13 protein-coding genes and 1 pseudogene are annotated in these 10,517 nt (G+C 70.8%); 10 read left to right on the plus strand and 4 right to left on the minus strand.

The window, feature by feature from the left end:
- The 3 genes and pseudogenes from AC1D12_RS13615 to AC1D12_RS13625 all read left to right on the plus strand — a co-directional run.
- Nucleotides 1–200, plus strand: a pseudogene (locus tag AC1D12_RS13615) (isocitrate lyase); the annotation flags it as partial.
- Nucleotides 201–256: 56 nt separating this feature from the next.
- Nucleotides 257–796, plus strand: coding sequence for an Xre family toxin-antitoxin system antitoxin (locus AC1D12_RS13620; RefSeq protein WP_082004751.1), 540 nt, complete (start codon nucleotides 257–259; stop codon nucleotides 794–796).
- Complete coding sequence (locus AC1D12_RS13625) at nucleotides 793–1,269, plus strand: RES family NAD+ phosphorylase (protein ID WP_477826819.1); 477 nt, start codon at nucleotides 793–795, stop codon at nucleotides 1,267–1,269. Before AC1D12_RS13620 ends, AC1D12_RS13625 begins: the two co-directional genes overlap by 4 nt.
- A 10-nt stretch (nucleotides 1,270–1,279) precedes the next feature.
- Here AC1D12_RS13625 and AC1D12_RS13630 read toward each other — a convergent pair whose 3' ends face one another.
- Complete coding sequence (locus tag AC1D12_RS13630; RefSeq protein ID WP_477826818.1) at nucleotides 1,280–2,428, minus strand: iron-containing alcohol dehydrogenase; 1,149 nt, start codon at nucleotides 2,426–2,428, stop codon at nucleotides 1,280–1,282.
- Nucleotides 2,429–2,511: 83 nt separating this feature from the next.
- Here AC1D12_RS13630 and AC1D12_RS13635 point away from each other — a divergent pair, with 83 nt between their 5' ends.
- The gene (locus AC1D12_RS13635; protein WP_477826821.1) at nucleotides 2,512–3,423 is read left to right on the plus strand and encodes an alpha/beta hydrolase; all 912 of its coding nucleotides are present in this window, start codon (nucleotides 2,512–2,514) and stop codon (nucleotides 3,421–3,423) included.
- A complete protein-coding gene (locus AC1D12_RS13640) occupies nucleotides 3,420–4,277 on the plus strand; it encodes a YbgC/FadM family acyl-CoA thioesterase (RefSeq protein WP_477826817.1) in 858 nt (285 codons plus the stop codon). Before AC1D12_RS13635 ends, AC1D12_RS13640 begins: the two co-directional genes overlap by 4 nt.
- Nucleotides 4,278–4,318: 41 nt before the next feature.
- Here AC1D12_RS13640 and AC1D12_RS13645 read toward each other — a convergent pair whose 3' ends face one another.
- From AC1D12_RS13645 to ygfZ, 3 genes are all read right to left on the minus strand, one after another.
- On the minus strand, nucleotides 4,319–5,278 hold the full coding sequence (locus AC1D12_RS13645) for an NRDE family protein (protein WP_477829190.1): 960 nt from the start codon (nucleotides 5,276–5,278) through the stop codon (nucleotides 4,319–4,321).
- A complete protein-coding gene (locus AC1D12_RS13650) occupies nucleotides 5,266–5,562 on the minus strand; it encodes a DUF4936 family protein (protein ID WP_477829191.1) in 297 nt (98 codons plus the stop codon). The genes AC1D12_RS13645 and AC1D12_RS13650 overlap by 13 nt, the downstream gene beginning before the upstream one ends.
- 62 nt (nucleotides 5,563–5,624) lie before the next feature.
- Nucleotides 5,625–6,545, minus strand: coding sequence for a CAF17-like 4Fe-4S cluster assembly/insertion protein YgfZ (ygfZ, locus tag AC1D12_RS13655; RefSeq protein ID WP_477840960.1), 921 nt, complete (start codon nucleotides 6,543–6,545; stop codon nucleotides 5,625–5,627).
- Between the two features lie 101 nt (nucleotides 6,546–6,646).
- Here ygfZ and mltG point away from each other — a divergent pair, with 101 nt between their 5' ends.
- The 5 genes from mltG to AC1D12_RS13680 all read left to right on the plus strand — a co-directional run.
- Nucleotides 6,647–7,636, plus strand: a complete 990-nt coding sequence (mltG, locus tag AC1D12_RS13660; RefSeq protein ID WP_477840964.1) for an endolytic transglycosylase MltG — start codon at nucleotides 6,647–6,649, stop codon at nucleotides 7,634–7,636.
- Between the two features lie 13 nt (nucleotides 7,637–7,649).
- Nucleotides 7,650–8,261 (plus strand): dTMP kinase, encoded by a 612-nt coding sequence (gene tmk, locus AC1D12_RS13665; RefSeq protein ID WP_047512924.1) that lies wholly within the window; start codon nucleotides 7,650–7,652, stop codon nucleotides 8,259–8,261.
- Nucleotides 8,255–9,307 carry a DNA polymerase III delta subunit-related protein gene (locus AC1D12_RS13670; RefSeq protein WP_477828710.1) on the plus strand — a complete coding sequence of 351 codons (1,053 nt, stop codon included), beginning with the start codon at nucleotides 8,255–8,257 and terminating at the stop codon, nucleotides 9,305–9,307. Before tmk ends, AC1D12_RS13670 begins: the two co-directional genes overlap by 7 nt.
- On the plus strand, nucleotides 9,304–9,693 hold the full coding sequence (locus AC1D12_RS13675; protein ID WP_047512637.1) for a PilZ domain-containing protein: 390 nt from the start codon (nucleotides 9,304–9,306) through the stop codon (nucleotides 9,691–9,693). The genes AC1D12_RS13670 and AC1D12_RS13675 overlap by 4 nt, the downstream gene beginning before the upstream one ends.
- Before the next feature lie 64 nt (nucleotides 9,694–9,757).
- Nucleotides 9,758–10,517 (plus strand): TatD family hydrolase (locus AC1D12_RS13680; protein ID WP_477840962.1); only part of this gene is annotated, 760 nt, incomplete at its 3' end.

A 10,517-nucleotide genomic window follows, 5' to 3' on the forward strand; every position in this document is an offset into this window, starting at 1 on the left:
ACATGAGCGCCTTCGTCGAGCTGCAGGAAGCCGAGTTCGCCGCGGCCGAGAAGGGCTTCACCGCGGTGAAGCACCAGCGCGAGGTCGGCACCGGGTATTTCGATGCGGTGACGACGACGATCGAGCGCGAGGCGTCGACGGCGGCCTTGAAGGGTTCCACGGAAGACGAGCAGTTCTTCGACACGAAGGAACACGCCTGAAGAAGCGGCCATGACAACGCTCATTTGAGCGATAATTTCCGCTCAAAGGATGGGTCATGGTCGAAAAAACGCGCACCGCTTCAACCCGCTCCCGGCCGGCGAGTCGACCGGCCGTGAAGGTCACGTCGGCTCGCGCCTCGTTTCCGGTGACCCCGCCCGCGCTCGTCACGACCGACTTTCTCGAGGCCTTCCAGGCCGATGCGATGGAGCGGGTGCGCATCGTCAAGCGCGGGGTGCCCGCCGGCGTGGTCGATGCCATCGCCAAGCGCATGGGGGTGCCGAAGGAAAAGCTGATCGGCACACTCGGCCTGGCCCGTGCCACCATCGACCGCAAGGCGCGCGACCGCAAACCGCTGTCGCCCGATGAGGGATCGAAGGTGCTGGGCATGGCCCGCCTGGTGGGGCAGGTGCAGGCGATGGTCGATGAGTCGGGTGATGCGGCGGGCTTCGACGCGGCAGCCTGGGTGGCGGGCTGGCTGGACCGGCCACTGTCGGCGCTGGGAGGGCAACGCCCTGCCGAGCTGATGGACACCGCCGAAGGCCAGTGGCTCGTCTCCCAGCTGGTCGCCCGGATGCAGAGCGGGGCCTATTCGTGACCCATGTGCTGTGGCGCATCGCCACGGACACCCGCGAGTACGAGGCGCACGACCTGAGCGGCAAAGGCGCCGAGCAGACCGGCGGCCGCTGGAACCGGCCTGGCCGGCCGCTCGTCTATGCGGCGTCGACCGCTTCACTCGCCTGCCTGGAAACGGTGGTGCACYTGAATGCCAGTGACCTTCCGCTGAACCGCTTCCTCGTGCGCATCGAGGTGCCGGCATCGGCGTGGGCGGCCCGTCACGCGTACTCGGCAGCGGAACTGCCGGTGGGCTGGAGTGCCATCCCGGAGGGCAAGGTGTCGCTCGACATCGGCGATGCCTGGCTGCGCACGGCGCCGTCGGCCTTGCTGGTCGTGCCGTCGGTGATCGTTCCGGAAGATTGCAACGTACTGATCAATCCCCTGCACCCCGATGCGGCGGGCCTCCGGGCGGCCAAGCTGCGGCCTTGGCTCTACGACCGGCGGCTGGCTTGAAGCGCGATACCTACATCGACGCCGCGAGCATCTCGCGGTAGTCGTCCCGCGTCGCGAGGCGCGGGTTCGTCTTGTGGCAGTGGTCGACCATCGCGCCGTCGATCACGCGCTCGAACAGGTCCTCGGTCACGCCGAGGGCCGCCAGCCCCGGGGCCAGGCCGAGCCGCGCGTTCATCTCGCGGATCGCCTCGGCCACCTCGGTGCCCTTCGAGTCGCACGGGCCGATGCCCATCGCATGCGCCATGCGCGCGAGCCGCCGCTCGCGCACGATCGATTCGGCGCCGGCATTGAAGCGCACCACCGCCGGCAGGAACATCGCGTTCAGCGTGCCGTGGTGCAGCTTCGGGTTCACGCCGCCCAGGCTGTGGCTCAGCGAATGCACGCAGCCCAATCCCTTCTGGAACGCCATCGCACCCTGCATGCTCGCGCTCATCATGTTCCAGCGCGCCTCGCGGTCCTGCCCGTTGCGCACGGCCCGCTCGATGTGCCCCCAGCCGCGCTCCAGCCCGTCGAGCGCGATGCCGTCGGCCGGCGGATTCACGGCCGGCGCCATGAAGGTCTCCAGGCAATGCGCGATCGCGTCCATGCCGGTCGCGGCCGTCAACAAGGGCGGCAGGCCCAGCGTCAGCGCCGGGTCGCAGATGGCCGCGCGCGGCATCAGGTTCCAGTTGTGGAAACCGAGCTTGCGGCCGTCGTCGACGATCACGATCGCGCCGCGCGCGACCTCGCTGCCGGTGCCCGCCGTGGTCGGCACGGCGATCACCGGCGCGACGCGGTCGGTGATCCTCGTGCTGCCGCCTTCGATGGTGGCGTAGGTCTTCATCGGGCCGTCGTGCGTCGCGGCGATCGCGACGCCCTTGGCCAGGTCGATGCTCGACCCGCCGCCGACCGCGATCAGCCCGTCGCAGCCGTGCTCGCGCCAGACCTGCACCGCGGATCGCACCGCCGCCTCGGTCGGGTTGAACGGCGTGCCGTCGAACACCGCGTGCGGCAGGGCGCCCAGTGCGGCCAGGGCTTGATCGAGGACACCGGCCGCGCGCACCCCGGCATCGGAGACGACCAGCGGCTTGCGGATGCCGATGCGCTCGCATTCGGCCGGCAGCAGCTTCACCGCGCCGAAGTCGAGCTGGATCTGCGTGAGGTAGTAGATGAAGGCCATGGCGGAACGGAGCGTTGCGATGGATCGGCCAGTATGCTCTGGCACACTCGCCCCCCGTGAGCTCGCATCCCCTGACCCCCGCGATGAGCAGCCTGCTGTATCGCATCGGCCGCGCCAAGCGGCCTCCGTTCCACACCATGCCGGTCGCGCAGGCCCGCGAGGTCTACACCGCGGCGGCCGAGACCATCGACCCACCGCGCGCGCCGCTGGCGCGGGTCGAGGATTTCACGCTGCCGGCGAGCGACGGCACGCCGTTGCGGGCCCGGCTCTACGCACCGTCGAGCGAGCGGCTGCCGCTGATGATGTACCTGCACGGCGGCGGCTTCACGATCGGCAACCTCGAAACCCACGACAGCCTGTGCCGCCAGCTCGCGCTGCGCAGCGGCACCGCGGTGGTCGCGATCGACTACCGGCTCGCGCCGGAACATCGCTTCCCGACCGCGGTGAACGACGCCTGGGCCGCGCTGGGCTGGCTGGCCGCGCGCGCCGAGACGATGGGGCTCGATGCCCGCCGCCTGGCCGTCGGTGGCGACAGCGCCGGCGGCACGCTGGTCGCCGTCAGCGCGATCCACGCGCGCGACATCGGCTTGCCGCTCGCGCTGCAGGTGCTGATCACGCCCGGCACGACGGCGTACGCCGACACGCCGTCGCATCGCGAGTTCGGCGAAGGCTTCCTGCTCGACGCCCAGGGCATCGAATGGTTCTTCGGCCACTACATCGATCATGCGGACCGCAGCGACTGGCGCTTCGCCCCGCTGAACGCACCCGACCTCGATGGCGTCGCGCCGGCCTGCGTGGTGCTGGCCGAATGCGATCCGCTGGTCGACGAAGGCGTGGCCTATGCCGACCGGCTGCGCGCCGCCGGCGTCGCCGTCGAGCTGGAGCTGTACCGCGGCGTCACGCACGATTTCATCAAGATGGCGCGCGAGCTCGATGAAGCCGTCGCCGCGCAGGACGCCATCGCCGCCGCACTGAAGAAGGCCTTGCTGTCATGAAACGCACCGATTTCCGATTCATCGAGCGGCTGCGCGTGCGCTGGGCCGAGGTCGACCTGCAGCAGATCGTCTTCAACGGCCACTACCTGATGTACTTCGATACTGCGGTGGCCGGCTACTGGCGCGCGCTCGCGATGCCGTACGCGTCGACGATGCACTACCTGGGCGGCGACCTGTTCGTGCGCAAGTCCACGCTCGAGTACGAAGGCTCGGCGCGCTACGACGACGTGCTCGACATCGGCGTGCGCTGCGGGCGCATCGGCACCTCGTCGATGGTGTTCAGCGCGGCCGCTTTCCGCCAGGACCAGTTGCTGGTCCGTGCCGAGCTGGTCTACGTGTTCGCCGATCCGGTCGCGCACAGCTCGAAGCCGGTGCCGCAGGAGCTGCGCGAGCTGCTGCAGGATTTCGAGGCCGGCAAGCCGATGGTGGAGGTGCGCGTCGGCCCCTGGTCGGAGCTCGGCCGCGATGCGCAGCGCATCCGCACCGAGGTGTTCGTCGAGGAGCAGAAGATCCCGCCGGAGCGCGAATGGGACGACGCCGATGCCGACTGCATCCACGCCGTCGCGTACAACCATTTCGGCGCGGCGCTCGCCACCGGCCGGCTGCTGGAGCACGTGCCCGGCGTCGCGAAGATCGGCCGCATGGCGGTGACGCAGGCGATGCGCGGCAGCGGCGTCGGCCGCGCGGTGCTCGATGCGCTGATGAGGGCGGCGCGCGAGCAGGGCTACCGCGAGGCGGTGCTGCATGCGCAGACCTCGGCCGAGGCGTTCTACACGCGGGCCGGCTTCGCGCCGCGCGGGCCGGTGTTCGAGGAAGTGGACATCCCGCACGTCGAGATGGTCCGCAGCCTCTAAGTCAGCCACTCAGCCACTCAGCCACTCAGCCACTCAGCCACTCAGCCGCCGACCGTCCGCGTGCGGCGCGGCCGCTCGGGCTTCAGCAGGCTGCGCACCCGCCTCTTGCGGGGCGCGGCCTCGGTGCCGCTCGACGGCTCTTCCGCCTCGTCGACGCTGCCCTGGACCGGGGCCTCGGCCGGCGGCTCCTCGCTGTAGCGCGGCGGCCAGTCCTTCAGTGTCGAGCGGCGCAGCAGCGCCATGCCGCCGGCGGCGCCGTAGGTGCGCTCGAGCACGTGCGTGACGAGCCGCTTGTTGACGCGCTCGGTGATCACGAGCGTCGAGCAGCGGGTGCCGTAGCTGCCGTCCGGCGTGCGGATGAACGCGGCCGACAGCAGCTTCTCCCACTCGTGCGACACGCCGGTCGACGGCAGCAGCGCGTCGTCGGCCAGCGTGCGGTCGCCGAGCGCCTCGAACAGCCGGGCGCTGAGCGTGTCGACGCTGTCGCTCGTCGACAGCGCCGCATCGACGCGCGCCTTCAGCAGATCGACCTTGGGCCACGGGGCATCGAGCCGGCCGTTCGACAGGCCGAACAACCCGCGCTCGAGCCGCACCGGATGCACCTCGTGGTTCGAGGCCCAGAAGCATTCGCCGCGCTGGAAATCGGCCGCCACCAGGTTGAAGCCGTTGTGGCCGGCCAGCGCAGTGCGCATCCAGAAGCGGTCGGTCTGCAGGTCACCCGCCAGCCAGCGCGGCACGATGTCGCCGCGCGACGGCGCCTGCGGATCCTGGCGCGACGGATCGCGCACGTTGGTGACGAAGGCGAGGCGCCCGGCGGCCGTCAGGCCGAGCCAGGTGCCGCCGGCTTCGAGGTCGCGCCCGCCGAGGATGTCGGGTCGGCCGGCACCGGGCGACCACCAGGCCAGGCGGGCGGTCGGGCGCTTGAAGAACTCGTCGCGGTTCGCCGCGACGACCAGCGGGAAGCGCCGCGACTGGTCGATCGCCAGCGCTACGAGGCACATGGTACGAAGCCCTCGGCGTGGCGGGGGCCGACGATCCACGGCGCGAGCGCGGCAGCGAGCTGCGCTTCGATCTGCTGCGCGAGCGTGTCGTCGATGCCGTGGGGCGCGAGGGCGTAGATTTCCATCCAGGTGTGGTGTTCGTCGCGGGAGTCGGGTCGGCGCAGCAGCCGGGCCTGGAGCCCGGGACAGGCCGACTGCACCTTTGCCTGCGCTGCGAGAACCGCGGCCGACAACGCCTGCGCGTCTTCGACCTTCGCCCGATAGTAGATGAACAATTCGCGCACGATGCCGCCGCCGATGCGGGTCCGTGAAGTCGTGCCTGGAATGCCCTGGGCGGCCTTGCCGATCAGGCCGTCACGTCCACGTCGACGTCGTAGGGCATCGGCTGGCGCGTGAGCACCGGCCCGTCGGCGGCACCCAGGTGCAGGCTGCCGGCGTCGAGCGCGGCGAGTTTGACCTCGGCCAGCACGCGCTGCCCCGCGGCGTTGACGACCAGCCCCGCCGGCTGGCCGGGATCCGCGCTGTGGAAGATCTCCTGCCCGGCGCGCGCCGGCACGGCGGAGTCGAACAGGAAGCTGCGGCGCTTGATGGTGCCGCGGTACTGGCTGCGCGCGACGATCTCCTGCCCGGGGTAGCAGCCCTTCTTGAAGTCGACGCCGCCGACCAGCTCGAAGTTGAGCATCTGCGGCACGAACTGGTCGACCGTGGCCGCCTCGATACGCGGCACCGCGCTCGCGATCTCGCCTTCGCGCCAGGTGTCGGGCGACAACGTGGGGAGGGCAGGGGCCGCGGTGCCGGTGGCGGCGGCCCACAGGTAACGTTCGTGTCCATCGGCATCCGGCAGGCGCACCAGGTGGCCGCCGGCGTGTTCGCTGCGCAACCACGGCGCGGGCAGCGCGGCGGCGCCGAGCCACGACCGGGCCGACGGGCCGGCGATGCCGTGCAGCGCGAGCTCGGCCGAGGCATCGCTCAGCTTGCACTGGGCGCGCAGCACGAACATCGACAAGCGCTTCAGCGTCGGCGCCAGCAGGTCGGCGCTGCAGGCGAGCAGCAGCTCGTCAGGGGCCGGTTGCCACACCACGAAGCTCGCGAGCAGCCGGCCCTTCGCCGAGCAGTAGCCGGCCAGCCGGGCGCGGCCGGCGCCGAGTTGCGTGACGTCGCTGGTCAACTGGCCGTGCAGGAAGGAGGCGGCGTCGGCGCCGCGGGCGCGGATCACGCCCCAGTCGTTCAGGGTCGCGATGCCGTCGAGGGGATGGGTTGTGCGCATTGGATACAAGCCGTGCAGAAGTGCCGATTATCATCAGCGCCCGTCATCGGGTCCCGACCGGGGTCTCCGGACCTTTTTCCGATCCTCCCGCCGTGAAATTCCTGCGCCGTCTCTTCTTGCTGGTGTTCGTGCTGGCCCTCCTCGTCGCCGGCGCTGCGGCCGGTGGCGTGTATTGGTGGCTGCAGCAGCCGCTGCCGCTGAATGCCGATGCGGTCGAGGTGTCGATCGAGCCCGGCACCTCGCCGCGCGAGGTCGCATTCGCCTGGACCCAGGCCGGTGTGCAGGCCCCGCCGGTCCTGCTGTATGAATGGTTCCGCTGGTCCGGCCAGGCGCGCAAGATCCGCGCCGGCAGCTATGCGATCGTGCGCGGCATCACGCCGCGCGGCCTGCTCGACAAGATGGTGCGCGGCGACGAGGTGCTGGCCACGGTGCGCCTGATCGAAGGCTGGACCTTCCGCCAGTTCCGCGCCGAACTCGCGAAGGCCGAGAACCTGAAGCAGACCACCACCGGCATGACCGACGCGCAGCTGATGGCCGCGATCGGCGCGGCCGGCGTGGCGCCGGAGGGCCGCTTCTATCYCGACACCTATGCCTACAGCAAGGGCGCGAGCGATGTCGCGGTGCTGAAGCGGGCGCAGCGCGCGATGCAGCGCCAGCTGGAGCTGGCCTGGGCCGAGCGCGCCGCGAACACGCCGCTGCGCAATGCCGACGAGGCGCTGACGCTGGCGTCGATCGTCGAGAAGGAAACCGGCACGCCGGCCGACCGCAGCCGCGTGGCCGGCGTGTTCACGAACCGGCTGCGCATCGGCATGGCGCTGCAGACCGACCCGACGGTGATCTACGGGCTCGGCGAGAGCTTCGACGGCAACCTGCGCAAGCGCGACCTGACCACCGACGGCCCGTACAACACCTACCTGCGCACCGGCCTGCCGCCGACGCCGATCGCGATGCCGGGGCGCGCCTCGCTGCTCGCCGCGGTGCGGCCCGAAGCCACCAAGGCCTTGTATTTCGTGGYCCGCGGCGACGGCAGCAGCCAGTTCAGCGAGACGCTGGCCGAGCATAATCGCGCGGTCAACCAATACCAGAAGTAGCAGCCCAGTGCCCGTGCGCGGACGATTCATCACCTTCGAAGGCATCGACGGCGCCGGCAAATCCACGCACATCGACGCGCTGGCCGAGCACCTGCGACAGGCCGGCCGGCCTGTCGTGCTGACCCGCGAGCCGGGCGGCACGCCACTGGCCGAGCAACTGCGCGAGCTGCTGCTGCACTCGCCGATGGATCCGCTGACCGAGGCGCTGCTGGTGTTCGGTGCGCGCCGCGATCACCTTGCGCAGGTCATCGAGCCGGCGCTGGCCGCCGGCCGCACCGTGCTGTGCGACCGCTTCACCGATGCGAGCTTCGCCTACCAGGGCGGCGGCCGCGGCTTCGATGCCGGTGTGCTGTCCACGCTGGAAGGCTGGGTGCACCGCGACCTGCAGCCCGACCTGACCTTCTGGTTCGACCTGCCCGCCGCGGTGGCGGCCGAACGCCGCGCCGCAGTGCGCGCGCCGGATCGTTTCGAGCAGCAGGACCTCGCGTTCTTCGAGCGCGTGCGCGCCGGCTACGAGGCGCGCCATCGGGCGGCGCCGCATCGCATCGTTCGCATCGAGGCCGCCGCACCGCGCGAGCAGGTCTGGCAGCAGGTTCTCGCCACCCTGGAGCAGCACCCGTGGTAGATCCCGAAGGAAAGCTGCCGTTGCCCTGGCTGGCAGCGGCGCTCGATGAAGCCTTGCGCACACAGCGCGGTCATGCCTTGCTGATCCACGGGCCGCAGGGCATCGGCCAGTTCGAGCTCGGGCTGACGCTCGCGCAATCATGGCTGTGCGAGGCCGCGCCGGTCGGGCAATCTCGGCCGGCCTGCGGGCGATGCGCCAGCTGCCACCTGGTGCAGGCGCGCTCGCACCCCGACCTGCTGGTGCTGCTGCCCGAGGCGTTGCGCGAAGCGCTGGGCTGGGACGCCGCGGAAGAGGGCGGCGACAGCGAGGCCAAGGCCTCGAAGGCCAAGCCCAGCAAGGAACTGAAGGTCGAGGCAATCCGCGGCGCGGTCAATTTCGCGCAGACCACCTCGGCGCGCGGGCGCGCCAAGGTCGTGCTGCTGCACCCGGCGGAACGCATGAACGGCATCTCGGCCAACACGCTGCTGAAGACGCTGGAAGAGCCGCCTGGGCAGGCGCGCTTCATCCTCAGCAGCGGCTCGCCCGATGCGTTGCTGCCGACCATCCGCAGCCGCTGCCAGGCGCTGCCGCTGGCGTTGCCGCCCACCGAGCTGGCCACCCGCTGGCTCGCCGAGCACAAGGTGGCGCAACCCGACGTGCTGCTCGCCGCGGCCGGCGGCCAGCCGCTGCAGGCGCTCGAATGGGTGCAGGACGGCGTCGACGCGGTGGCCTGGCTGCGCCTGCCGAAGCAGCTCGCCGCCGGCGACGCGGGCCAGCTCGGCGCGTGGCCGCTGCCGCGGCTGCTGGAGGCGATGCACAAGCTCTGCCACGACGCGCTGTGCCTGGCTTGCGGTGCTGCGCCGCGCTACTTTCCGCCGGCATCGCTGCCCGCCGCGATGCCGCTGTACGGCCTGACGCGCTGGGCGTCGGCGCTGTCCACCGCGAGCCGGCATGGCGAGCACCCGTGGAATCAGCCGGTGATGGTGGAATCCTTGGTGCAACAGGCGCGCGAGGCACTCGCTCCGGCGCGCCATGTCAAGGGTCCTTCGGTACACTCGGCCCGATGAGCGATTCCTCTGCCACTCCCTCCCGCGCAGTTGCACCCGCCGCAGCCTCGCGGCCGAGCGTCATCCAGCTGGTCTTCCGCGAAAAAGGCGCGCTGTACGCCGCCTTCATCCCGCTGTTCAGCGAGGGCGGGCTGTTCGTGCCGACCACGCGCGAGTACAAGCTCGGCGAGGACATCTACCTGCTGCTGTCGCTGCCCGACGATCCGCAGCGCTACCCGGTCGCCGGCAAGGTCTCGTGGATCACGCCGGCCAATGCCTCGGGCGGCCGCACCCAGGGCGTCGGCGTGCGGTTCCCGACCGACGAGAAGACCCGCGTGCTGAAGCTGAAGATCGAGGAGATCCTCGGCACCTCCATCCAATCCGCCAAGCCGACGCAGACGATCTGATCCCGTCTGGTCCCCTCTGGTCCCCTCTGGTCCAGTCCGCTGTGCCCGGCGCCGCCCCGCTTCCATGTTCGTCGACTCCCACTGCCACCTGAGCTTCCCCGAGCTGCGTGCCCGCCTGGACGAGATCCGCGCCGAGATGGCCGCCGCGCAGGTCGACCGCGCGCTGTGCATCTGCACGACGCTCGAGGAGTTCGACGCCGTGCAGGCGCTGGCGGCCGGGCACGACAACTTCTGGGCCTCGGTCGGCGTGCACCCCGACAACGAGGACGTGCTGGAGCCGAGCGTCGAGACGCTGGTGGCGCTGAGCCGGCGCGACAAGGTGGTCGCGATCGGCGAGACCGGCCTCGACTACTACCGCCTCAACGGCCGCAGCATCGCCGACATGGAGTGGCAGCGCGAGCGCTTCCGGGTGCACATCCGCGCCGGGCTCGAGCGCGACCTGCCGCTCGTGATCCACACCCGCAGCGCGTCGGACGATACCGTCGCGCTGCTGAAGGAGCAGGGCGCCGGCCGCTCGCGCGGCGTGTTCCATTGCTTCACCGAGACGATGGCCGTGGCGCGCGAGGCGCTCGACCTCGGCTTCCTGATCTCGTTCTCCGGCATCCTGACCTTCAAGAGCGCCGTCGAGCTGAAGGAGGTGGCGCGCTACGTGCCGCTGGACCGCTGCCTGATCGAGACCGACAGCCCGTACCTGGCGCCGGTGCCGTACCGCGGCAAGACCAACACGCCGGCCTACGTGCCTTACGTCGCGAAGCAGCTCGCCGAGTTGAAGGGCTGTACCGTCGAGGAGGTCGCGGCACACACCAGCCGGAATTTCGAAGCGC

The sequence above is a fragment of the Rhizobacter sp. P1_G5 genome (assembly GCF_056405435.1).